Below are 23,789 nucleotides of genomic sequence, written 5' to 3' on the forward strand. Positions count from 1 at the left end.
CCCTCCTGCGTTGATGGAGCAGGCAGTGTAGCGCAGCCGCGCTAACGGCGTGCCGCAAGCTTCATTCCGGGGACCTTTGCGGCCTTGCGGTCAAACGTCAGCGTAACCGAACAGCCCGCTTGCCTGGCGACACAGGCAATCAGGCAGTCGCTGAACTCCGCCGTCGATCCCGACCACAGCTGCATGGCGTTCAGGACCACCACGTGGTTCTCCAGCCGAAGTGCGCTGGAACCACCAAGCTTGCCGAACAAGTCGAGCACATCATCCTTGGACAGCTGAAAAACGTACTTCAGCATCCACGCCAACTCGACCAGGACGATATGGCTAATGAACCCTGGATGCCGGTCGCTCAGCTTGTCCATGATGGCCTTGGCTTGCCGGGTCTGCACCGCGTCATCCTGAAGTAGGAACCTGGCAAGAACATTCGTGTCCAGGCCTATCATGCGTTGTCCCTGGCAGCCCGTATCGCAGCGAGGTCGCACATTTCCTCAACGGTCAAATCGCATTGCGGCTTCGGCAGTATGCCTTTCAGATGCGGTAAGACCGGGCCGCGAGCGACCATGCCGAGGCGACCGTCAGGATACCAAACAAACTCGACCCGGCCGCCTTCCTGCAGGCCGAGGGCCTGCAGGATTTCCGGCGGGATCACAACCTCGCCGTGCGGCGACACCTGCGCTTCAGCCATGATGAAATCCTCTCGAAAGAACTTTCACTCTAGCCGAATTCAAATGAACTACAAGATACCGGGATGTGCGCCAGATCAGGCCACGCGCACCACCATCATGCCGGCGCGCAGGCCGATGCGCACGTCGGGATTGGGGAAGACCACGAATTCCTCGGGGTGCTCGACGGTGTAGACGGTGTCGCCGTCGCGGGCGATTTCGGCGCCTTGCGGCAGGGCCGTGAAGTTGTGGGTGTCGCGCCCGAACACCATGCGGAAGTCGTCGCTGAGCTTGATGATCTGGCGCGCCGTGTGAAAGATGTGCGGGCGAGGCGCATCGGCCGGCTGCGGCCGGCCGCGCAGCAGTTCATCCAGGGCGCGCGAGGCGGCCGCGAACTGGGCGATGTCGTTCTGGCCCAGCACCCCGATGCGGCCCAGTTCCACCGTGGTCCCGGCCGCGCCATGGTGTTCGGCCGAGTGGTAGCTGTAGGTGCCCACCGACGCCGGATTCATGATGACGGCGCCTATGCCCGCATGTCCCAGCCAGCCGATCAGACGTTCGCGCGCTTCCCGTGCGATCAGCTCGGGAACGATGGCGAAGGTGGGATACACCGATGGCCGTATCGCCGTGTGCAGGTCCAGGTGCCAGCGCGACGGCCCGGCACCGTCGAAGAAAGCGCGCGTGGCGGCAATCATGGCGTCGGCGCGCGCCGCTTCCGCCGTGCCTGCCAGCGCACCGCGCTCGGCGCGGAACATGCGGTTCAGGTCGGCATCGATGAAACGCCGGCCGGCGCGGATGGCCGCCACGTTGCCGACGCAGACCATCAGGTCCACCGCCAGCGCGCCCGGTTCGCGCGAGATGGCGTCCAGCAGCCAGGCCAGCATTTCAATGGGGCCGGTCTCGTCGCCGTGCACCCCGACCGAGACCAGCACGCTGCTGCGATCCGGCAAGGATGACGGCCCGCCCTTCACGCTGAGGATGCCGTCGGCCGGCAGCGCCACCGCGTAGCCGGCATCGGCAAAGCGGCGCGCCACCACGCTGAAATCGGCCTCGGCCAGCGCCCGCACCGCTTCCGGCAGGGTGCCGCTCGGCGCCGTGCTGGCGGTCGCCGCTTCCGGCAGCGCGCCCCCCGTGGACTGCGGGCCGGCCGCCACTTACGCCACCACGATGGCGGCGCCGGTGTTGGCCGCGTTACTGGCCTCGGACAGCGCCCACACATCCAGCATGGCCTGCTCCAGGTCGGTGGCTGGCGCGAAACCGGACAGGCCCAGCGAATTGACCACCACCTCCACCGCCTCCTCCGGCGCATGGCCGTCCGAGGCACGCTGCAGCACCTGGGTCAGCAAACGCTGCTGGGTGCGGCGCAAGGCTTGCTGCGCGTAGCTGCGCAGCTGTTCCTGCGAACGCGACGTCGCCGGCAGCTTGAGGCCGCGTTCCAGCGTATCGATACCGGCCTGCGTGCGCAGCGCCATGCCCATGCGCAGGAAGGCCGGCAAATCCATCCCGGCCGGACGCGCCACCGTCAGCGCGGCAAACACGAAGGCCGCCACGCCCTCGATGGCGTCCACCGCTTGCCACGCCTGCACGAATTCCGGGCGCAGCGCGATAGTCTGCTCTTCCGGCTGGGCCTCGGCCGGCGCCAGCTGCGGCACCAGTTCCGACTGCGAGAACAAGCGGGCCAGCTCGCGCAAGCCCTCGCCGCTGCGCAGCTGCTCGGACGGCACCGCCAGCACGCCCTCGATCACGGCCTTCTGCAGGCTGCGGGTGCGCACGTCGACCTTCACCGAGACCGGGCGCGGCACGTTGAGCGCATCGGCGTCCAGCGCATCGAAGATGGGCGCCAGGTTGAGCGCGGCCCAGGCCTGGCCCCAGGCCAGGATCACGTCAGTCTCGTCCACGCCATGCACGCCGGCCAGCTCGCGCAGCATCAGCGGGCCGCAGCGGTTGACGGCCTCGTTGGCCAGCACCGTGGCCAGGATGGCGTTGGCCAGCGGATGCGCCAGCGCACTGCGCGTCTCCACCAGCAGCGCCGGGAAGTAGGGCTTGAGCACTTTCTCTGCCCAGTTGTAGTCGGTCAGCGGCAGGGCCGACAGCAGGCGCTTGTAGCGGTTCTTGACGTTGGCGATCACCACCGCCAGCTCCGGCGTGGTCAGGCCGCGGCCATTGTCCTTGCGGCGCGCCAGCTCGGCCACCGTGGGCAGCTGCTCCAGGTCGCGCGACAGCACGCCCTCCTCCTCCAGGCTGGCGATCAGCGCGGCGTAGGCCTCCTGCACCGCAGGCTCGGACTGGGCCTGGGCTTCGCGCACCAGCAAATGGGTTTGCAGCGTGTTGTCGCGCAGGACCAGGCGTTCGATGTCATCGGTCATCACGTTCAGCACGCGGTTGCGCTCTTCCTCGCTGAGCTGGCCGGCATTCACTTCCACGTCCAGCCACATCTTGGCGTTGACCTCGTGGTCGGAGCAATCCACGCCGGCCGAGTTGTCGATGGCGTCGGTGAAGATGCGCCCGCCGTTGAGGGCGAACTCGATGCGGCCGGCCTGGGTCGCGCCCAGGTTGCCGCCCTCGGTCACCACCTTGCAGCGCAACTCATTGCCGTTGACGCGGATGTTGTCGTTGGCGCGGTCCTTGACCTGGGCGTGGCTCTCGGTCGAGGCCTTGATGTAGGTGCCTATGCCGCCATTGTAGAACAGGTCCACCGGCGCCAGCAGGATGCGGTGCATCAGCTCCTCCGGCGACAGCGCGGTTTCCGCTATATCCAGCGCGGCGCACACCTGCGGCGACAGCTCGATGCTGCGCGCGCTGCGTGGATAGACGCCGCCGCCGGCCGAGATCAGTTCCTTGTTGTAGTCGTCCCACGAGGAACGCGGCAGCGCGAACAGGCGCTGGCGCTCGGCAAACGAGACGGCGGTGTCGGGATCCGGATCGAGGAAGATGTGGCGGTGATCGAAGGCCGCCAGCAGGCGGATCTGGCGCGACAGCAGCGCGCCGTTGCCGAACACGTCGCCCGACATGTCGCCCACGCCCACCATGGTGAACGGGGTGGTGTCCATGTCCAGGTCCATCTCGTAGAAGTGGCGCTTGACGGCTTCGAACGCGCCCTTGGCCGTGATGCCCATCTTCTTGTGGTCATAGCCGTTCGAGCCGCCCGAGGCGAAGGCGTCGCCCAGCCAGAAGCCGCGCTGCACGGCGATGCTGTTGGCGATGTCCGAGAAGGTCGCGGTGCCCTTGTCGGCCGCCACCACCAGGTAGGGGTCGGCGCTGTCGTAGCAGACGGTATCCGCTGGCGGCACGATCTTGCCCAGCACGCGGTTGTCGGTCACTTCCAGCAGGCTGGAGATGAACAGGCGGTACACGGCTTCACCCTCGGCCGCGATCACGTCGCGGGTGGCGTCCTTGGGCATCTGCTTGCAGACGAAACCGCCCTTGGCGCCGGCCGGCACGATCACCGCGTTCTTCACCATCTGCGCCTTCACCAGGCCCAGCACCTCGGTGCGGTAATCCTCCATGCGGTCCGACCAGCGCAGGCCGCCGCGCGCCACCGGGCCGCCGCGCAGGTGCACGCCCTCGAAACGGCGCGAGAACACGAAGATCTCGCGGAACGGACGCGGTTCCGGCACCAGCGACAGATTGCTGGTGTCGAACTTGAAGATGATCTTGTCGCCCTTCTGCTGGTTCTGGAAGTAGCTGGTGCGCAGGGTGGCCAGCATCAGGTCGGCCATGGCGCCCAGTACCAGCTCGCTGTCGGCATGGTTGATGGCCGGCAGGCGCGCCTTGATCTCGTGCAGCTGGTCCGATGCGGCGGCGCGCTCGGCCTCGCCATTGGCCGGATTGAAGCGCTGCTCGAATGCGTCCACCAGTTCCTTGACCAGCACCGGCTGCTTGCGCAGGGTCTCGGCCATGTAGCGCACCTGGAACTGGGTGCCGGTCTGGCGCCAGTAGCTCATGTAGGCGCGCACCAGCTGCACCTGGCGCACACTGAGGCCGCCTTCGACCACCAGGCCGTTCAGGCGGCCGTCTTCCGCCTCGTTGTTGAACAGGGCCGCAAACAATTCCTCCGCCACCGGCACGATGTGCGGCTGCGACAGCTGGGCGGCGCTGGCGCCCACCACCGACAGGCTGGTGACGTAGTGGCGCTGGCCGTCCACGCGGATCGAGTGCGCGTGTTCGCGGTCTATGGTGACGCCGGCGTTGTGCAGCGCGGGCAGGATGGTGGACAGTGCGGGCACCTTGTCCACCGAGTACAAACGGATGCTGGTGGCGTCGGCCGAGGTATCGACCCGCACGTCGATGCGCGAGGGATCGGTGCTGCGCAGGATGGCGTCCAGGTCGTGGAAGGCCACGGCCGGTGCGGTGGCCGCCACGTAGTCGGTCGGCAGGGTGGCGCACAGGCGGCGCAGGCTGGCGCGCAGCGGCACGTCGGGCACGGCGTCAGCCAGGGTGGAGAAGTTGTCGTGCCAGCCGTCCAGCACCGACAGCAGCGGCTGCTGGATGTCGGTGGCCAGGTCGAGCGGATAGCGGGCCGCGTGGGCGATCAGGTACAGGCGCGCCAGCGGGCCGTCCGCCACCAGGGTCTGCGAACTGACGTGGGTGGCGCCGGCGCTGGCCTGCAGGGCGCGCGCCAGGGCGTTGGCGACACTGGCGCTGTAACGCTCGCGCGGCAGGTAGACCAGCACGTTCAGGTGGCGCGCATACACGTCGCGCCGCGCGAACACCTTGGTGCGCGGCTGCTTGTACAGCGACACCACGGCGCCGCACACCTCGGCCAGCCATGCGGGATCGGCTTCCAGCGCCTCGGTGCGCGGCAGCGATTCCAGGATCTCGATGAATTTCTCGGCGCGGAAGCCTTCCTGGCGCACGCCGGCGATGTTGAGCACCTGGGCGATGCGGCCGCGCGCGAACGGCAGGCGGTTCAGCGGGGTGGAGGTGGCGGCGCGCGTGAACAGGCCGACGAAGCAGTGCTCGCCCAGGATGGCGCCCTGGTCGTTGGTGTGGCGCACGCCGATGAAGTCCAGCTGCGCATCGCGGTGCAGCGTGCCTTCCACGTCGGCCTTGACGATGGACAGGGTATGGCCGCGCTTGGACAGGGTATCGAAGTCGCCCGGGATATTGGCCAGGCAGGTGCCGTACACCGGATGGGTCGTATCCTGCAGCACGCCGATGCGGCTGGGGATGTCGCGCTCCAGTTCACGCACGCCCGGCTTGACCTGGTAGTAGGCGTAGCCGAAGGGCTCGTAGCCTTCGGTGCGGGCCCAGTCCAGGAAGGCCGCCACTTCCTGGCCTTCCTCTCCATGCGCCGCCGCCTCGGCGCCGACGGCGGCCAGGCGCTCCAGCATGGCCGGGCGGTCGCGCCGCACCACGGCGGCGTCGCGCGCCACCAGTTCCAGCCGCGCCGTCAGCGCTTCCAGTTCCGCCGGCGCCAGTTCTTCCGTCAGCAGGCACAGGACATAGGATTCCAGCCTGGCGCCGGCCTCGCCCACCGCAGTGACCACGCCGTCCGCGCCGCGCGTGACGGACAGCACGGAGTTCAGCACGCCGTTGGCCGTCACGTGCAGCTTGCGCATGGCCATCACGATGGAGTCGACCAGGTAGGGCATGTCGTCGTTCAGTACCAGCAGCGCGGTGGCGTTGCCGCCGCGCCCGTCGGCGTAGCGCAGGCGCGCGATCTGGCAGCCTTCGCTGCGTTTGGAGAGTTGGGTGAAACCGTCCCACAGGATGGGCGCGAGGCTGCCGGGTTCGACGCCTGCCAGGTCTTCTTCATCGAGGGAGCCCAGCCAGGCGCTGATCAGGGCGCCCACCGGGGCGCTGCCGCCGGCCGGCTTGACGGCGTTGACCAGATCCAGCGTTTGCGTGCGCAGATCGTGTGGCATTTGTTTCATCGTTTTTTCTCCAATACGTTATAGGTATGGTCCGGGCCGCGTGGCTTGTGGCGGTGCGTCGGGGACTGTAAAAAAGGACCGGGGGTCGCCCGGTCCGTTTGTTCTGTGATGAACGAATTTCTATGTCGCCATTAAACGCCTTTCAAGGCCCGCCGTCCACTACCATGCGTACAGGTCCGGCAGGCCGAGCATGCGGCTCAATTCCTCCAGCGCCGCGTGGATCTCCAGCGCCAGCGCCGGATCGGCCAGGTCGGCCGGTTCCAGGCGGTCGCGGTAGTGCTTCTCCACCCAGGCCGCCAGCGTGCGGTACAGGTCTTCCGTCATCAGCACGCCCTGGTGCATGGCCGCCGCTTCGGCGCCGGTCAGCGCCACGCGCAGGCGCAGGCAGGCGGGCCCGCCGCCATTGCGCATGCTCTGGCGCAGGTCGAAATGGATCAGTTCATCGACCGGGCCGCCGCTGGCCACCAGACCCTCCAGATAGCGCGCCACGGCGGCGTTTTCCTGGCATTCGTGCGGGATCACCAGCGCCATCCTGCCGTCGTCCTTGGACAACAGCTGGCTGTTGAACAGGTAGCTGGCCACGGCGTCTGCCACCGGCACGGCGGAGGTGGGCACGCGCACCGTGTGCAGCTGCGCGCCCACGCCGTCCATGGCGCGCCGCAGCATATCGATGCTGCGCGCCTCGTCGGCAAAGGCTTGTTCGTGATGGAACAGCACATTGCCGTTGCCGACCGCGATCACATCGTTGTGGAACACGCCCTGGTCGATCACGTCCGGATTCTGCTGCACGTACACGGTGCGCGCGGCGGACAAGCCATGCAGGCGCGCCACGGCCTGCGAGGCTTCCAGGGTCTGGCGCGCCGGGTAGCGGCGCGGGGCCGGAGCGGCCGTATCGAACTCGCTGCGGCCATACACGAACAGTTCCACGCCGGCCGCGCCATGCTCGCGGCACAGGCGGGTGTGGTTGGCCGCGCCCTCGTCGCCGAAGGCCGGGGTGCCGGGCAGCGCATCATGCACGGCGAAGTGGCGCTCGTCGCGGAAGATGGCGCGCAGGCTGCGCGCGGCCTGGGTGTGCTCGAAGGCGCGGTGCAGCTTGTTGTTCAGGTTGGCGGCGGTGAAGTGCACGCGGCCATCGACGGTGTCGGCCGATGGGCTGACGGTGGCGGCGTTGGCGGTCCACATGGGCGAGGCCGAATAGGCGCAGGCCAGCAGCACCGGCGCTTCCTTCGCCGCCCTGGACAGCACCTCGGCGTCGCTGCCGCCAAAGCCCACGCTGCGCAGCATGGCGAAGTTGGGCCGGTCCTGCGGCGGCAGCAGGGCCTGGGCAAAGCCGCGCGCGGCCAGGGCGCGCATTTTTTCCAGTCCCTGCAGCGCGGCCTGGCGCGGATTGGAGGCGCTCTTGACGTTGTTGAAGGAAGCCACGTTGCCGAACGAGAGTCCGGCGTAGTTGTGCGACGGCCCGACCAGGCCATCAAAGTTGAATTCGCGTGCAGCCATGGGATACCTCAGAAGTGCATGCCGGGCGACAGCTTGGCCGGCAGTGCCAGCGCGCTGTTTTCGATGGAGGCGACCGGGTAGGCGCAATAGTCGGCCGCATAATAGGCGCTGGGGCGGTGGTTGCCGGACTGGCCGACGCCGCCGAACGGCGCCGTGCTGGCCGCGCCCGTGGTGGGGCGGTTCCAGTTGACGATGCCGGCGCGGGCGCGCAGCTGGAAGCTGTGCCACAGGGCGGCGTCGTCGGACAGCAGCGCGGCGGCCAGGCCGAAGGCAGTGGCGTTGGCGGCGCGGATGGCGCTGTCGAAATCCGGCACACGTATCACCTGCAGCAGGGGGCCGAACCATTCCTCGTCCGGGATGCCCTGGGCATCGGTGACATCCACGATGCCGGCCGAGACAAAGCCGCTGTCGGCCTGCAGATGGCGCATTTCCAGCAGCAGCTTGCCGCCGCGCGCCACCATGTCGGCCTGGGCCTGCACCAGGCGCGCCGCCACGGCGGCCGATACCACGGGCCCCATGTAGGGCGGCGGATCGGCGTCCGGTGCCCCTATGGTCAGGCGGCTGGCGACATCCACCAGCCGCGCCAGGAAAGCATCGGCCTGGGGGCCGTCCTGCACGATCAACCGGCGCGCGCAGGTGCAGCGCTGCCCGGCCGAGATGAAGGCCGAGGACACCGCCATGTAGACGGCGGCGTCGGTATCCTGGACGTCCCACACCACCAGCGGATTGTTGCCGCCCATTTCCAGCGCCAGCATCTTGCCCGGCTGGCCGCCGAACTGGCGGTGCAGCGCGGTGCCGGTCTGGCAGCTGCCGGTAAACAGCACGCCATCGAGTTGCGTGTCGCGGCCCAGGGCGATGCCGGTGTCGCGCCCGCCATTGACCAAGTTGATCACCCCATCCGGCAGGCCGGCGCGCTGCCACAGTTCCACCGTCTTGATGGCGGTGCGCGGCGCGTATTCGCTGGGCTTGAACACCACGGTGTTCCCGGCGATCAGGGCCGGCACGATGTGGCCGTTGGGCAGGTGGCCGGGGAAGTTGTACGGCCCGAACACGCCGAATACGCCGTGCGGGCGGTGGCGCAGCACGGCCTCGCCATCGGCCACCTGGTTATGGCTCTCGCCGGTGCGGGCGCCGTAGGCCTGTACCGAAATATCGATCTTGTTGGCCATGGTCGCCACTTCCGTGCGCGACTCCCACAGCGGCTTGCCCACCTCGGCCGAGATCAGCCGCGCCAGCTCCTCGGCGTTTTCCTTGAGCAGGTCGCGGAAGCGGGTGCTGACGGCGATGCGCTGCTCCAGCGGCGACATTGCCCACGGCTCGAAGGCGGCGCGGGCGGCGGCGGTGGCGCGCGCCACGTCTTCGGCGCTGGCCTCGCGGCTGGTCCAGCTGCGGCGGCCGGTGGCGGGATCGGTGGTGTGCAGTTCGGCGCCGCTGCCGGGCAGCCAGGCGCCGCTAATGAAATTGCTCAGGGCGGTGTCAGACATGGGGGTTCTTCCTCACATTGAGTGGCAGGGTGCGCACGGTGCCGCCGGTATGGCAGCGCAGCAGCAGCTGCTCCGCTTCCGGCAGCGCCAGCGTGCCGTTGACCGGCACCGATTGCGACAGGATCATGCGGAAGTCCCGCAGATCGGTGTTGGACACCAGCATGGGCTCGGCCGGCGCCGCCTCCGGCGCGCAGGCCGATTCCCAGTCCGTGGCCGGGCCGATGGCGGCCAGCTGGCTCTCGCGCATGGCGCGCAGCTCGGATACGCGCGCCTGCAGCACCGGGCCGGCGTCGAAGATATCGACATAGCCTTCGAAGTACATGCCCTCCTGCTCCAGCAAGCGGCGCGCCGGCGCCGTGGAGGTGTGCACCTTGCCGATCACTTGCTGCGCGTCCGTGGGCAGGTAGGCCACGTACAGCGGCTGGCGCGGCATCAGCTCGGCAATGAAGGATTTCTTGCCGACCGCCGTCAGCGCGTCGACGTGGTCGAATTCCATCTTGAAGAAATGCCGGCCCAGGCCTTCGTAGAACGGCGAACGGCCGCTCTCCTCCTGGTAGCCGCGCATCTCGGCAATCAGCTTTTCCGTGAACAGCTGCGGGAACTGGGCGATGAACAGGAAGCGGCTCTTGGACAGCAGCTTGCCGTTGTTGCCGCTGCGGTAGTCCGGGTGCAGGAACAGCGAGCACAGTTCGGTGCTGCCGGTCAGGTCGTTGGACAGGTACAGCGTCTCCATGCGGGTGAACACGTCCAGCTCGCGGCTGGAGTGCACCAGGGTGCCGATGCGGTAGTTGTAGAACGGTTCGGTCAGGCCGACCGCGCCCTTGATGGCGCACACCCCGGCAAGGCGGCCGTTGGCGGTATCCTCCATCACGAACATGTAGTCGCGCTTTTCCGGCGCGATGGTTTCGGCAAAGGAGGCCACGGCGATGCGCACGCGCTCGCCCATCATGGCCATGTCGGGCTTGAGCGTGGTCATGCCGCTGCCGACCTGGGTGGCCAGGTCGTACAGGGCATGCAGGTCGCCTTGCTGGATTGCGCGTACCACTAGCATGGGTTCCAGTCTCCTCAGATTCGGACGCAGATGACGGTGTCGCCCGGCGCCACCTTGAGCGCTTCCTGCACCTCGGGAGCCAGGCCGATATGGAGCTGGGCGTCGATGGCCGGGCTGTGGGCCAGCACGGCGCGGAAGCCGGCGCCGTCGCCGGCCGCCACCGCGTAGCGCAGCTGCGGCTCGCGGCCGCGGTCCGGCTCCGCCGTGGCGGTGGTGACGCGGCGCTGCAGCGCGTGGGTGAAGGTGCGCAGGCTGTTCTTGTGGGCCTGCAGGATGGGGCCGCCGTCGAAAATGTCGATGTAGTCGTCGGCCTCGAAGCCTTCGGCCGTCAGCAGGTTGAAGGCCAGTTCGCCGGACGGGTGGATCTGGCCCATGGCGGCCTGGGCGTCGCCCGGCAGCAGCGGCACGTACACCGGGTAGTGCGGCATCAGCTCCAGGATCAGGGTGCGGTTGCGGGCCCCGCCGATAACGCGTTCGGCGTCCAGGAAATCCATCTGGAAGAACTTGCGGCCCAGCGCATCCCAGAACGGCGAGCCGCCGGCGCTGTCGGTCACGCCGGCCAGCGGCACGAAGAAGCGGTCGGCGAAGCGGTGCGGCGCCAGCACCGCGAACATCAGCCGGCTGCGCGACAACAGGGCCGCCTCGGCGGCGCCATGTTCGCGTTCGCCCACATAAAAGCTGGACAGCTGGGAATAGCCGGTCAGCTCCGAACACAGGGTCAGCGCGTGCACGCTGTGGCTGATGTTGAGGTCGCGCGAGACTTGCTGGATGACGTCGTTGCGGAACGAGAAATAGGTACCATTGGAACCGGCCGCCGCGAAGATGGCGGCGGTGCCGACGATGGCGCCGGTGTGCGGCGACTGCAGCACCAGCACATAGGATTCCTCGCTGGCGATGTCCACCTGGGCCGCGAACGAGGCGATCGAGCGCTCCACCATGGCGGCGATCTGCTCGCGCGTCTTGGGCAGCGTGTGGACGCCCGGCATGCGCACGGCGGCCAGCGCTTCCAGGGCGGGGATATCCGCGAGTTCAACGGGCCGGACTACGTACATATCAACTCCTGGTGCGTTGGCGCCTGCGCGTCACTGCCGCGAAAGCGGCAGTCCATGCTGAGCGGGCCGGTCAGCCCAGCATGGGCTCCCGCGTTCGCGGGAGCGACACCGTGGTGGTTCGGCCAGTGTAGAGCTGCTTACGCCGCGTTCAGCAGGCTATCCAGCGCCACGCGCAGGATGCGGTCCGCTTCGGCAATCTGCTGGTCGGAGACGATCAGGGCCGGGGCCAGGCGCACCACGTCGTAGCCGGCAATCAGCACCATCATGCCGTTGACCAGGGCCGCCTTCTGGATTTCGGCCGAACGGCCTTTCCAGGCATCGCTGACCACCAGGCCCAGCAGCAGGCCATCGCCGCGTACCTGCGAGAACACTTGCGGATAGTCGGCGATCAGCTTGTCCATGGTGGCGCGCAACTTGGCGCCCGCCTCTTTCACGCGCGCCAGGAAGGCCGGCTGCTTGACGATTTCCAGCACCGCCAGCGCCACCGCCGTGGCCAGCGGATTGCCGCCGTAGGTGGTGCCGTGTGAGCCGACGCCCAGGGCGGCCGCCAGTTCGTGGGTGGTCAGCATGGCGCCTATCGGGTAGCCGTTGCCCAGCGCCTTGGCCGAGGTCAGGATGTCCGGCACGATGCCATAGCCCATGTAGGCGAACAGCTCACCGGTACGGCCCATGCCGCACTGGACTTCGTCGAAGATCAGCAGGGCGCCGGTCTTGTCGCACAGGTCGCGCAGCTCCTGCAGGAAGGCCTGGGTGCCGGGCACCACGCCGCCCTCGCCCTGCAGCGGCTCGACGATCACGGCGCATACGTCGTCGGTGATGGCGGCGCGGGCGCTCTCAATGTCGTTGTAGACGATGTGGTCGATCGAGGGCGGCAGCGGCTCGAAGCCTTCGGTGTACTTGGACTGGCCGCCCACCGACACGGTAAACAGGGTGCGGCCGTGGAAGGACTGATAGCACGACACGATGCGCGACTTGTGCGGGCCGAACTTGCCGTGGATGTATTTGCGGGCCAGCTTCAGGGCTGCCTCGTTGGCCTCGGCGCCGGAGTTGGCGAAGAAGGCGCGGTCGGCGAAGGTGGCCTCGGTCAGGGCCAGGCCCAGGCGCAGCACCGGCTCGTTGGTGTAGCCGTTACCGACGTGCCACAGGGTGTTGGCCTGTTTGGTCAGGGCCTCGACGATTTTCGGATGGCAGTGGCCCAGGGCGGCCACCGCGATGCCGGAGGTGAAATCGAGGTAATGCTTGCCATCCTGGTCCCACAGGTCCAGGCCCGAAGCTCGCACCGGCACCATCGCAGCGGGGGCGTAGGTGGGCACCAGCACCTCGTCGTACGTCTGACGGGTGACGGGGCGGGTGGCGGCGGTGGTGTCGAGCTGGTCGTTCATGGCATTCCCTATCAATGTTGGGTCAGGGCGGCAAGGCGCCGCCTGGGACCCATTATAAAAACCGGGATGCTAAAACTCTTTTCTATTGGCGACAAGGATTTTCATTTTTGACCTTGCCTCAATCTGGACAGAATGATCACGCCGGCGGCGCCAGCTTGCGCTGGCGTTCCTCGCGCGGAGTGTTGCCGAACAGGCTGCCAAAGGCCGTGGAAAAATGCGAACCCGAGGAAAAGCCGCACATCAGCCCCACCTGCACGATGGAATGATTGGTTTCCAGCAGCAGCTGGCGCGCCCGGCGCAGGCGCAGCTCGAGGTAGTAGCGCGACGGCAGGCTGCCCAGGTATTGCTTGAACAGGCGCTCCAGCTGGCGCCGCGACAGGCCCACCAGGTTGGCGATATCGTCGGTGGACAGCGGTTCCTCGATATTGGTTTCCATCAGGGTCACGGCTTCGGACAGCTTGGGCTGCAGCGCGCCGAAACGGGCCTGCAGCGCCACCCGCTGTCGCTCCTCCGGCCCGCGCACGCGCTCCACGCACAGGGCTTCCTTGATGGCCGCCTGCACCGTGGCGCCGTACAGGGCCTCGACCAGGGTCAGGGCAAAGTCGATGCTGGCGGCGCCGCCGCAGCAGCTCAGGTGGCGGCCGTCCAGGTCGTACAGGTGCGGGGTCAGGATGGCGCGGTCGGCCACGTCGCCGGCCTCGGCGTACAAGGCCCATGGCAGGGCGATGCGCACGCCCTCCATCAGCCCGGATTCGGCCAGCCACAGCACGGCCGCGCCCACCCCGCCCCAGTAGGCGGCCGAACGGCAGCATTCAATCAGGGCCCGGCCCAGCTCGGGCGCAGGGCGGGACTGGCCCTCGTCGGCCACGAGCAGGGCGATGTGATGGCCGGGCGGCGCGGCCAGCGCCTGCGCCGGCGTGCACGGCTCCAGCACCAGCTGTTCCGGGCCCAGCAGGGCGGCGGCCTGGCGCAGCGGCTGCAACAGGCCGGCCCAGGTCAGGCTGTCCGTCTCGCCTGCATGGATCAGCAACAGGCGCAGCGGCCGCTCCTGCAGGTCGCGGGATAGCTTAGCGTAGGGCATGGGGCGGCAGGAACGGTCTCGGCGGCATTGTTGTTGTATGGCGTGCTGCGCTGTGGCCCATCATCATACCGGAGAACGGCGGCGCGGCGCGTGCGCCGGGGCGGACGGCTATAATGACGGCCATGGGTGTACGCTATTTGAAAAGTATCCGGCTGCTGGCCGAGTGCATGCAGGGCTTCGAACGCCTGTCGGGCGAACACGTGCGCCGCTGCGGGCTGACCCATGCCCAGTTCGACATCATCGCCACCCTGGGCAACACGCCCGGCATGACGTACAAGGAATTGGGCGAGAAAACCCTGATCACCAAGGGCACGCTGACCGGGGTGATCGAACGCATGGAAGCCAAGGGACTGGTCGAGCGCGAACGCAACGCGGACGACAAGCGCTCCTACTTCGTGCGCCTGACGCCTGCCGGCGAGCGCCTGTTCGAGGACGTGTTCCCGCGCGTGGTCTCGCATGGCAGCGCGGTGTTCGCCCACTATACGGATGCCGATTTCACGGCGCTGGAAAACACCCTGTCCGAACTTAAAACCGTGATTACCGGCTGCGGCGGCCACGCCGCGCCGGAATCCGCAACCACCAAGGAAATCTCGTGAAGACCACTCTGCTCGCAGGCAAAAAACCTGCCAAATTCGACAAGCACATCATCGGCAACCTGCTGCTGGACGTCAGCACCCCGGAGGATGTACGCCAGGAAAAGCTGCTGATCGGCGTGCGCAACGAGGAAGGCGAAATCTACCGCCTGATCGGCGCCACCAAGCACAACAGCTTCATGAACGCGGTCGAGGAATTATTCGACCTGGGCCTGGTGGATGAGCTGAAGGACAGCGAAGGCCCGGTGGACGGCTGCGACGCCATCTTCAGCGAGCAGGATGACTAAACGAAAGCGCCAAAAAAAAGCCCGCTGGGGAGCGGGCAAAGTCCAAAACTAGGGATCTCCTGAAAGAGACGGGTCCAGAATACTCCCTGCGGCGCACGCGTTCTGTGCGCCAGTTCACATAAGAGGCCGATTTTTAGCAAATCGACCATCTTTATTTTATTGCACCAGGGAAGCGCTGATTTATTTTGAGGGTTGTGATTGACCAGCGAAAAAGGCGGCCTGCAAGGCGCGAAATCGAAGCAATAGCGAGCTATTGCAAGATTTTGCAACGCCGCAGGAGGCCTATTTTCGCGGTCAAGCGCGCCCTCGTAAATAAATCAGCGCTTCCCTACGCATCAGTCCTCCTCGCGTATCTTGTTTTCGGCCCGCCAGGTCTTGAGCAGCTCATGACGCCGGGCCGGATAGCGTTCGCCGGTTGATTGCACAGAGGAAATACGGTCGATGCGGAAATGGCGGTAGGCCGAGCGCATCTCGCACCAGGCCGCCAGCAGCCGCTTGCCCTCCATGAAGGCCAGGGCAAACGGCCATACCAGACGCTCGGTGGCGCGCCCCTGTTCGTCGCAATAGCCCATGCGCAGCCGGTGCTGGTAGCGGATGGCTTCGCGCACCGGGCGCACGAAGGCGTCGCTGGGCGTGTCCTGGTCCAGGCCCAGCGGCACCCACAGGCTGGTATCGGCCATGTCATCGCGCAAATCCTTGGGCGTGGCCGCGGCAATCTTGGCCAGCGCGCTGTTGGCGGCCTGCGCCAGCCCCTCATCCCCCTGGCGCCGCACCCAGCGCGCACCCAGCACCAGGGCTTCCAGCTCGTCGGCGCCAAACATCAGCGGCGGCAGGAAGAAGCCGGATTTCAGCATGTAGCCTACCCCGGCCTCGCCCTGCAGCGGCGCGCCCAGGCCGGCCAGGGTCTGGATGTCGCGGTAGATGGTGCGTTCGGATACGCCCAGCTGCCCGGCCAGGCGCGCCGCCGTCACCGGGCGGCGGTAGCCGCGCAGCGCATCCATCAGTATGAAGAGGCGGCCGGTGCGGCTCATCGGTGTTTCCTAGGGTGGGTGGTGGTGTGGTGTTCCATGCGGGCGCCATTGTCGCACCAGACCGCCGCCGCTTCCAGCCCCCCGGCTTCAGTCGGGGGCCAGCAGGAAATTGCGCGAGGGCTGGCCGGCCAGCAGGGGCGCGGCGGCCGTTTCATCCTTCAGCGCCACGCCGGACAGCTGGCGCGTCCGCGCCTGGCCCAGCAGATAGTGCAGCTTGTAGGCCGCCTCGCCGTAGCCCAGCCCCTGCGGGCGGACATTCGAGATGCAGTTACGGCTGGCGTCCGTCAATCCCGTGCGCGGGGCCCAGGTCAGGTACAGCCCCATGCTGTCCGGCGAACTGAGGCCGGGACGTTCGCCGATCAGCACCACCACCATGCGCGCGCCGAGCAACTCCCCTACTTCATCGCCCACCGCCACCCGGCCCTGGCGGACGATGCACAGTGGCGCCACGCTCCAATCCTCGCCGGCCAGCCGCTCGCGCACGGCAGCCAGCAGCGGCGCCGCGTTCTGCGCCAGGGCCAGCGCGGACAGGCCATCGGCCAGCACGAAAGCGAGGTCGTAGCCGCCATCCTGGCGCGGCAGGGCCTGCAGGCGTGCGCGCGAGTCCGCATCCAGCTTGCGTCCCAGGTCCGGCCGCTGCAGGTAGACGGCGCGGTCCTGCGCTGCGCTGTGCAGGCGCAGGCAGGGGCCGGCCTGCAGCGCGCGCTCCAGTGCCTCCACGTCCAGCGGCGTATGAACCGCGTCGCGGGCGCGCGCATGGTCGAGCTGGAAGGCCAGCTGCTCGGCGGTGGGCTGGCTGACGCCGCTGCGGCCCAGGCCGATGCGGGCATTGGTGTAGCGGCGCAAGGTGCGCCAGGGATTGGGGATGACCAGGTCGTCGTTCATGGCTGCTCCTGTCACGCCAGCCGCAGCAGAGCGCGCTGGAAGGCCGGCGGCAGCGCCCGGCCCAGGTCTGCGGCGCCGTCGCCGGTGACAATCTCCATGTCTCGCAGCCACTGCTCGAATTCCGGCGCCGGTTTCAGGCCCAGCACGCGGCGCGCGTACAGGGCGTCGTGGAAGGACGTGGTCTGGTAGTTGAGCATGATGTCATCCGAGCCGGGGATGCCCATGACGAAGGTGCAGCCGGCCGTGCCCAGCAGGGTCAGCAACACATCCATGTCGTCCTGGTCGGCCTCGGCGTGGTTGGTGTAGCACACGTCGCAGCCCATGGGCAGGCCCAGCAGCTTGGCGCAGAAATGGTCCTCCAGCCCGGCGCGCACGATCTGCTTGCCATCGTACAGGTATTCCGGGCCGATGAAGCCGACCACGGAATTGACCAGCAGCGGCGCATAGGCGCGCGCCACGGCGTAGGCGCGCGCCTCGCAGGTTTGCTGGTCCACCCCGTGGTGGGCGTTGGCCGACAGCGCGCTGCCCTGCCCCGTTTCAAAATACATGACGTTCTGGCCCACGCTGCCGCGCCGCAGCGACAGCGCGGCCTGGCGCGCCTCGTCCAGCAGCGCCAGGTTGATGCCGAAGCCGGCGTTGGCGGCCTCGGTGCCGGCAATGGACTGGAACACCAGGTCCACCGGCGCGCCGCGCTCGATGGCGGCTATGGTGTTGGTGACGTGGGTCAGCACGCAGGACTGGGTCGGGATGCCGTAGCGGTTGATGATCTCGTCCAGCATGGTGACGATGTTGATCACCTGCGGCACGTTGTCGGTGGCCGGGTTGATGCCAATCACGGCGTCGCCGCTGCCATACAGCAGGCCATCGAGCACGCTGGCGGCGATGCCGGTGGCGTCGTCGGTCGGATGGTTGGGCTGCAGCCGGGTCGACATGCGTCCCGGCAGGCCGATGGTGTTGCGGAATGCCGTGGTGACGCGGCACTTCTGCGCCACCAGCACCAGGTCCTGCACCCGCATCAGCTTGGACACGGCGGCCGCCATCTCCGGCGTGATGCCGGGCGCGGCGGCGGCCAGCGCGGCGCTGTCGGCGGCGTCGCCCAGCAGCCAGTTGCGCAAGTCGCCCACCGTCAAATGAGCGATGGGGGCGAAGGCGGCGCGGTCGTGGCTGTCGATGATCAGGCGCGTGACCTCGTCCTGCTCGTAGGGGATCAGCGCCTCGTTCAGGAAGCGCGACAAGGGCAGCGCGGCCAGCGCCATTTGCGCAGCCACCCGCTCCTCGGCGCTGGCGGCGGCCAGTCCGGCCAGGTGGTCGCCGGAACGGGCCGGCGTGGCTTTCGCCATCAGGTCGCGCAGGTCGCGGAACTGGTAGGTCCGGCTGCCCACACTGTGCGTATAACTGCTCATGCCACGCCTCCTTGCATCCCTTCAGAAATTGCGCGACGCCGTCAGCAGCAGCCGCTTCTGCGCCACGTATTTGCCGCTGCCGTCAGCGTTGTAGAACACCCACAGCGGCGTGCCGTTGCGCGCTTCATCACCGCTGTTATACACCGCCGCCGCCGAGAAGGCGAAGCTGCCCACGGTCTTGGTCAGGCCCGCCTTGACGTCATAGAAATTGTACATGCCCAGCTTGCGTACCTGCTGGCGGCCGGCGTGCAGGTTCAGCACCAGCCCCGGGGCCAGTTCGGGATTCCAGTTCACTTCGCCGTACAGCGTGCCGCGCGTGTCGACCTGCTTGCCGCTGTAGGGATCGACGGTGAAGCCGAACCAGTATTTGCTCAGCGTGACCCAGCCGGTGACGTTGAAGGCGCCGCTGTTCCAGGCAAGCTTGGCGTCCTGGGTATGGTACTTGATGTCCTTGCCGCCGGCCGCGTAATGGGCGCCGGGATACCAGTAGGTCACCAGGCCGGCGTCGAGATTGCTGGTGTCGCTCAAGGTGGCGCGGTAGCCGCCGTACAGGTCGATCTCGGCCCCGCCGCCATTGTTATAGGCCGCGTGCGACACGCCGGAGCCGAACAGGCCCACATACCAGCCGCTGCTGTGAGTGAAATCCAGGGTGGCCTGGGCCGTGGGCTTGGCCTGGGTTTGCGACACGCCCCGGAACAGGTAGTCGGACACCAGGCTGAGGTTGCCGCTGCTGGTCCAGTCGGGCGCCGGATCGGCGGCCAGGGCGGCGCCGCTGGCGGCGGCCAAGGCCAGGACTTGCAGGAAAATGCGGGTTGCGGACATCGATATGCTCCTAAGTAAGAATCAGACGGCGTCGTAGGCGGCCTGCTGCTGGCGGCTGCCCTTGGTGGCGAGGAAGAAACCGTAGCCCAGCGCCAGGAAGGCGGCGAACAGGCCGAAGATCAGCGGGTTGTAATAAATCATGGTGGCCATGCACACCACCGCGCCGGCCAGGGCGATGGCCGGGAACAGCGGGTAGAGCGGCGCGCGGAACGGGCGCGCCATGCCCGGTTCGGCGCGGCGCAGCTTGAACAGGCTCAGCATGCTCAGGATGTACATGGTGATGGCGCCGAATACCGACATGGTGACGATGTTGGCGGTCAGGGTCTGCCCGCCTATTTTGACCAGCTCGTCGCTGTAGATGGCGGCGATGCCGACCACGCCGCCGGCCAGGATGGCGCGGTGCGGGGTCTTGAAGCGCGGATGCACGGCGGCCAGGTAGCGCGGCAGGTAAGCCTCGCGCGCCAGCGCATAGATCTGGCGCGAGTAGCCGAGGATGATGCCGTGGAAGGAAGCGATCAGGCCGAACAATCCCAGCCACACCAGCATGTGCAGCCAGTTGCTGTGCTCACCCACGATCAGCTTCATGGCCTGCGGCAGCGGGTCATTGATGTTGGCCAGCCTGGTCCAGTCGCCGGCGCCGCCGGCAAACACCATCACGCCGATGGCCAGCAGCACCAGGGTGATGATGCCGGCGATATAGGCGATCGGGATCGAGCGCCGGGGGTCCTTGGCTTCCTCGGCCGCCATGGCCACGCCCTCGATGGCGAGGAAGAACCAGATCGCGAACGGAATGGCGGCAAACATGCCGGGGATGGCCAGCGTGCTGAAGTGGTCGGCGCCGGCCCAGCCGCCCTTGAGGAAATTGGCGGCCGAGAAGCCGGGCGAGACCACGCCCATGAACACCAGCAGCTCAAAGATGGCCAGCAGGGTCATCAGCAGTTCAAAACTGGCCGCCACCTGCACCCCGACGATGTTCAGGGTCATGAATACCAGATAGGCGCCGACCGCCGCCAGCTTGGGATCGATGGTGGGGAATTGCACGTTCAGGTAGGCGCCGATGGCCAGCGCGATGGCGGGCGGGGCGAACACGAATTCGATCAGGGTGGCGGCGCCGGCCAGGTAGCCGCCCAGCGGGCCGAAGGCGCGCTTGCTGTAGGCGAACGGCCCGCCCGCATGCGGGATGGAGGTGGTCAGCTCGGTGAAGCTGAAGATGAAGGTGGTGTACATGGCCGCCACGAACAGGGCCGTGATGGTGAAGCCCAGGGTGCCGGCCGAGGCCCAGCCATAGCTCCAGCCGAAATACTCGCCCGAAATGACCAGGCCGACCGCGATGCCCCACAGCTGGAAGGTGCCCAGCGACTGCTGCAGCGCCGGGGAGCCCCCGGCTGCCGGTTGTTGTTTCATGGTGTGCTCCTATAAGCGGGTATGGAAGTTGCTGGATTCGAGTATAGGAAACGCCCTGACACCGCCGTTATAGGAAATCGGCAAACAACAAGAGGAGAGGCCCATGCACCACACTGGCACACCCGCGCCGCACACTGCGCCAACATTGCGCACCGTGCTGGCCCACGACGCCGACCAGCTGGCCAGCGAGCTGACCAACTGGCAGCAAAGCTACGACCAGATCAGTTCGGGCCTGTTCCAGGGCGCCCTGACCGAACTGCGCCTGCCCGGTTTGCAGGTCTTCCGTGAAGGCTTGAACCAGGCCGTGCGCCAGTCCTGCCGGGTGTGGCCGGACGCCATCTGGTTCGGCCTGCCGGACCGGGGCGCCCTGACCCGTATCAACGGCCGCCAGGCCGAGGCCGACTGGATCATGGTCCAGCCAGGCAATGTCGAGTTCGAGCTGGTCACGCCCAGCGCCTACCGCATCTACGGCATCGTGGCCAGCCGCCAGCTGCTGGCCGAGAGCGCGCTGCGGCTCGGCTGCCAGATCGATTGGGAACGGGTGCAAGCGGCCGAGGTGCTGCGCGTGGACAGCGCCGCGCGCGCGGCCTGCGTGGGCCTGCTGGCGCAGCTGCTGCCGGATGGTGGCCAGGCCGGCGGCCAGTCCAGTGGCGCCGCAGGCGGCGCGGCCGCGTCCAGCCTGTGGCGCGACGCCGTGCTGGCCGCGCTGCTGGAGCTGCTGGACCACAGCTGCGTGGAGCCGGCCATGGCGGCCAGCCTGCAGCGCCGCCGCCAGGTGGTGGCGCAGGCGCGCGACTACATCCTGGCGCACCGCACCGAGAGCATCACCGTGCCCGAGCTGTGCCAGCAGGTGCACGTCAGCCGCCGTACCCTGCAGTATTGCTTCGAGGACGTGCTCGGCATCAGCCCCATCCTGTATCTGCGCACGGTGCGCCTGAACGGCGTGCGGCGCGAACTGGCCGGCGGCCGCGCCATCGGCGAACTAGCCGGCGAGTGGGGGCTGTGCAACTTCAGCCAGTTCTCCAGCGATTACCGCAAGCTGTTCGGCATGACGCCGTCCGCCACCGTGCGCCAGCGCGCCTGAACCGGCGCCGGGGCACGGCGTTTATCCCCACAAGGCTTTGCCTATCAGGCGGTTGGGCCAGAGTGTGAACAGGCCGGCAACCAGCAACGCCCCGGCGTACAGCGACATCATCGTGTAGCGATGGGCGCGGACCCGGTGGCTCCGGGCCAGCAGCACGCCGCCGGCCAGGCTGGCCAGCGTCAGCACCGACAGCCCGTGTATCCACGAATATCCCGCAGGCCCATGGATCGCGAACGATACCCCGGCCACGCCAGCCATGCACGCCACCCACAGCCATCCCCCGACGCGATGGGCCATGCGCCCCTTGGGTCCCCACAGCAGGGCCGCCCCCAGCAGCATGGCAAAGAGCGCCAACGCGGTGTGGGCGATGATCATGGGGGTCCAGGTGGTGGCGGGGGTCATGGCGCTCTCCAGCAGCAATTAATAGACAGTGTCTAATTAGTTTACCTGAGCGCTAGACACTGTCAAGTCCTTGCTCTAGACTGCGCCCATGGACAAGGAAAGAGGCCGCCCCAGGGCGGATAGCGGGCGCGACCTGCGCACCGAACTGCTGGACACCAGCCGCGCCCTGCTCAACGAAGGCGGCGTGGCGGCGCTCAGCATGCGCGAAGTGGCGCGCCGCGCCGGTTGCACGCACCAGGCGCCGTATCACTACTTCGCCGACCGGGAAACCATACTCGCCGCCCTGGCCGCCGACGGCTTCGGGCGGCTGGCGGGCCAGCTGCGCGCGGCCAACGAACTGGCCGCCAGCGCCGGCGTGCGCGCCGCGCTGCGGGCCTCGGCGCAGGCCTATGTCGCTTACGCCCTGGACCAACCCGGCGTATTCCGGTTGATGTTCCGCCCCGACGAGTGCAACCCGGCCCGCTTCCCCGGCGTGGTGGAGGCCGGCGCCCGCGCCCGGGCCGAGCTGGACCGCCTGAACACCCTCGTACATGGCGAGCGGGCCACCCCGGCGCACGCCAGCATCCTGTGGGCCCATGTACACGGCCTGGCCTGCCTGCTGATGGACGGTCCCCTGGCCGCCGGCCTGGCGGCCGCGCAGGCGCGTGAACAGCACCTGGAACAGGTCGCGCAGCACTTTGCCGACCTGCTGCTGGGCGCTGCGCAGGCATAAAAAAAACCCTCCACGCGGGAGGGTTCTTGGTGAGACAGGAAAGAATCAGACCACGGCGCCGTCGGTCTCGTCCTTTTCCTTGATCGGCTTGATCAGGTCTTCGCGCTTGACGCCCAGCCACATGGCGACGGCGGCGGCGACGAACACCGACGAATAAATGCCGAAGCAGATACCGATGGTCAGCGCCATGGCGAAGTAGTGCAGCGTGGGGCCGCCCAGGAACAGCATGGACAGCACCATCATCTGGGTACAGCCGTGGGTGATGATGGTACGCGAGATGGTGCCGGTGATGGCGTTGTCGATCACCTCGTGCACGCTCATCTTGCGCTGCTTGCGGAAGTTCTCGCGGATACGGTCAAAGATCACCACCGATTCATTGACCGAGTAGCCCAGCACCGCCAGCACGCCGGCCAGCACGGTCAGCGAGAATTCCCACTGGAAGAAGGCGAAGAAGCCCAGGATGATGACCACGTCGTGCAGGTTGGCGATGATGGCCGCCACCGCGAACTTCCATTCAAAGCGCACGGCCAGGTAGATCATCACGCCGATCACCACCATCACCAGCGCATTCAGGCCGTTCTGGGCCAGTTCCTCACCCACCTGCGGACCGACGAACTCGACCTTTTGCAGCGACAGGGTCTCGGCGCCGGCCGCGTCCACGCAGCCGGATTTGCTGATCGCCTCGCCCTTGGCGCTGATGCTGTCGATCTGCTTGATGGCGCCCTGCTCGGCCTCGCACAGGGCCTTGAACACGGCCTGCGAGGCGCCGGCGCCGCTGGCCGACTTGATCGGCGGCAGGCGCAGCATGACGTCGTGGGCGGTGCCGAAGCTGGTGACCTCGGGCTGTTCGTAGCCTACCTTTTCCAGCGTATGGCGAATGCGCTCCAGGTTGGCGTTCTGGGTGTACTTCAGCTCCATCACGGTGCCGCCGGTGAACTCCACGGAGAAGTGCAAGGGCCGGGTGATCAGGAAGAACACGGCCGCGACGAAGGTCAACGCCGAAATGACGTTGAACACCAGCGCGTGGCGCATGAAGGGGATGTCTTTTTTAATCCGGAAAAATTCCATGGAATCCTCTGAC

Annotated in this window: 21 protein-coding genes; 4 read left to right on the forward strand and 17 right to left on the reverse strand. The window is 67.5% G+C overall.

What is annotated here, in order from left to right:
* Positions 1-41 precede the first annotated feature (41 nt).
* The 10 genes from ACLB1G_RS24165 to ACLB1G_RS24210 all read right to left on the reverse strand — a co-directional run bounded on the left by ACLB1G_RS24165 (position 42) and on the right by ACLB1G_RS24210 (position 14,085).
* Positions 42-443 (reverse strand): type II toxin-antitoxin system VapC family toxin, encoded by a 402-nt coding sequence (locus ACLB1G_RS24165; RefSeq protein WP_491629805.1) that lies wholly within the window; start codon positions 441-443, stop codon positions 42-44.
* Positions 440-685 (reverse strand): AbrB/MazE/SpoVT family DNA-binding domain-containing protein, encoded by a 246-nt coding sequence (locus tag ACLB1G_RS24170; RefSeq protein ID WP_491629806.1) that lies wholly within the window; start codon positions 683-685, stop codon positions 440-442. Before ACLB1G_RS24170 ends, ACLB1G_RS24165 begins: the two co-directional genes overlap by 4 nt.
* 75 nt (positions 686-760) lie before the next feature.
* On the reverse strand, positions 761-1,741 hold the full coding sequence (locus ACLB1G_RS24175; protein WP_491629851.1) for a succinylglutamate desuccinylase: 981 nt from the start codon (positions 1,739-1,741) through the stop codon (positions 761-763).
* Positions 1,742-1,816: 75 nt separating this feature from the next.
* Entirely contained in the window at positions 1,817-6,538 is a 4,722-nt protein-coding gene (locus ACLB1G_RS24180; RefSeq protein WP_491629807.1) for an NAD-glutamate dehydrogenase domain-containing protein, read from the reverse strand.
* 159 nt (positions 6,539-6,697) lie between these two features.
* On the reverse strand, positions 6,698-8,035 hold the full coding sequence (gene astB / locus ACLB1G_RS24185) for an N-succinylarginine dihydrolase (protein ID WP_491629808.1): 1,338 nt from the start codon (positions 8,033-8,035) through the stop codon (positions 6,698-6,700).
* Positions 8,036-8,043: 8 nt separating this feature from the next.
* Positions 8,044-9,519 carry a succinylglutamate-semialdehyde dehydrogenase gene (astD, locus tag ACLB1G_RS24190; protein ID WP_491629809.1) on the reverse strand — a complete coding sequence of 492 codons (1,476 nt, stop codon included), beginning with the start codon at positions 9,517-9,519 and terminating at the stop codon, positions 8,044-8,046.
* Positions 9,512-10,570 carry an arginine N-succinyltransferase gene (astA, locus tag ACLB1G_RS24195; protein ID WP_491629810.1) on the reverse strand — a complete coding sequence of 353 codons (1,059 nt, stop codon included), beginning with the start codon at positions 10,568-10,570 and terminating at the stop codon, positions 9,512-9,514. The genes astD and astA overlap by 8 nt, the downstream gene beginning before the upstream one ends.
* 14 nt (positions 10,571-10,584) lie before the next feature.
* Positions 10,585-11,622, reverse strand: a complete 1,038-nt coding sequence (locus tag ACLB1G_RS24200) for an arginine N-succinyltransferase (protein ID WP_491629811.1) — start codon at positions 11,620-11,622, stop codon at positions 10,585-10,587.
* A 137-nt stretch (positions 11,623-11,759) separates the two neighbouring features.
* Positions 11,760-13,004 (reverse strand): acetylornithine/succinyldiaminopimelate transaminase, encoded by a 1,245-nt coding sequence (locus ACLB1G_RS24205; RefSeq protein ID WP_491629812.1) that lies wholly within the window; start codon positions 13,002-13,004, stop codon positions 11,760-11,762.
* A 136-nt stretch (positions 13,005-13,140) separates the two neighbouring features.
* Complete coding sequence (locus ACLB1G_RS24210) at positions 13,141-14,085, reverse strand: GlxA family transcriptional regulator (protein ID WP_491629813.1); 945 nt, start codon at positions 14,083-14,085, stop codon at positions 13,141-13,143.
* A 122-nt stretch (positions 14,086-14,207) separates the two neighbouring features.
* Here ACLB1G_RS24210 and ACLB1G_RS24215 point away from each other — a divergent pair, with 122 nt between their 5' ends.
* Together ACLB1G_RS24215 and ACLB1G_RS24220 are read left to right on the forward strand one after the other, a co-directional pair.
* Positions 14,208-14,681, forward strand: coding sequence for a MarR family winged helix-turn-helix transcriptional regulator (locus ACLB1G_RS24215; RefSeq protein WP_491629814.1), 474 nt, complete (start codon positions 14,208-14,210; stop codon positions 14,679-14,681).
* Positions 14,678-14,965, forward strand: coding sequence for a hypothetical protein (locus ACLB1G_RS24220; RefSeq protein WP_491629815.1), 288 nt, complete (start codon positions 14,678-14,680; stop codon positions 14,963-14,965). The genes ACLB1G_RS24215 and ACLB1G_RS24220 overlap by 4 nt, the downstream gene beginning before the upstream one ends.
* A 335-nt stretch (positions 14,966-15,300) precedes the next feature.
* Here ACLB1G_RS24220 and ACLB1G_RS24225 read toward each other — a convergent pair whose 3' ends face one another.
* From ACLB1G_RS24225 to eat, 5 genes are all read right to left on the reverse strand, one after another.
* Positions 15,301-15,996 (reverse strand): helix-turn-helix transcriptional regulator, encoded by a 696-nt coding sequence (locus tag ACLB1G_RS24225; RefSeq protein ID WP_491629816.1) that lies wholly within the window; start codon positions 15,994-15,996, stop codon positions 15,301-15,303.
* An 87-nt stretch (positions 15,997-16,083) separates the two neighbouring features.
* Positions 16,084-16,881 carry an ethanolamine ammonia-lyase subunit EutC gene (eutC, locus tag ACLB1G_RS24230; RefSeq protein WP_491629817.1) on the reverse strand — a complete coding sequence of 266 codons (798 nt, stop codon included), beginning with the start codon at positions 16,879-16,881 and terminating at the stop codon, positions 16,084-16,086.
* An 11-nt stretch (positions 16,882-16,892) separates the two neighbouring features.
* A complete protein-coding gene (locus tag ACLB1G_RS24235) occupies positions 16,893-18,284 on the reverse strand; it encodes an ethanolamine ammonia-lyase subunit EutB (RefSeq protein WP_491629818.1) in 1,392 nt (463 codons plus the stop codon).
* A gap of 21 nt (positions 18,285-18,305) precedes the next feature.
* On the reverse strand, positions 18,306-19,106 hold the full coding sequence (locus ACLB1G_RS24240; RefSeq protein ID WP_491629819.1) for a TorF family putative porin: 801 nt from the start codon (positions 19,104-19,106) through the stop codon (positions 18,306-18,308).
* A gap of 21 nt (positions 19,107-19,127) precedes the next feature.
* A complete protein-coding gene (gene eat, locus ACLB1G_RS24245; protein WP_491629820.1) occupies positions 19,128-20,510 on the reverse strand; it encodes an ethanolamine permease in 1,383 nt (460 codons plus the stop codon).
* 103 nt (positions 20,511-20,613) lie between these two features.
* Between eat and ACLB1G_RS24250 the strand changes: the two genes are divergently transcribed.
* Entirely contained in the window at positions 20,614-21,594 is a 981-nt protein-coding gene (locus ACLB1G_RS24250) for a helix-turn-helix domain-containing protein (protein WP_491629821.1), read from the forward strand.
* A gap of 21 nt (positions 21,595-21,615) precedes the next feature.
* Here the strand turns inward: ACLB1G_RS24250 and ACLB1G_RS24255 are convergent, their stop codons facing one another.
* On the reverse strand, positions 21,616-21,996 hold the full coding sequence (locus ACLB1G_RS24255) for a DUF2306 domain-containing protein (RefSeq protein WP_491629822.1): 381 nt from the start codon (positions 21,994-21,996) through the stop codon (positions 21,616-21,618).
* A gap of 88 nt (positions 21,997-22,084) precedes the next feature.
* On the opposite strand from ACLB1G_RS24255, the gene ACLB1G_RS24260 reads away from it, so the two are divergent.
* Positions 22,085-22,708 (forward strand): TetR/AcrR family transcriptional regulator, encoded by a 624-nt coding sequence (locus ACLB1G_RS24260; protein WP_491629823.1) that lies wholly within the window; start codon positions 22,085-22,087, stop codon positions 22,706-22,708.
* Positions 22,709-22,753: 45 nt separating this feature from the next.
* On the opposite strand, the gene secF is transcribed toward ACLB1G_RS24260, so the two are convergent.
* The gene (gene secF, locus ACLB1G_RS24265) at positions 22,754-23,776 is read right to left on the reverse strand and encodes a protein translocase subunit SecF (RefSeq protein ID WP_491629824.1); all 1,023 of its coding nucleotides are present in this window, start codon (positions 23,774-23,776) and stop codon (positions 22,754-22,756) included.
* Positions 23,777-23,789: the final 13 nt, after the last annotated feature.

This window comes from Duganella kummerowiae, from assembly GCF_053572355.1.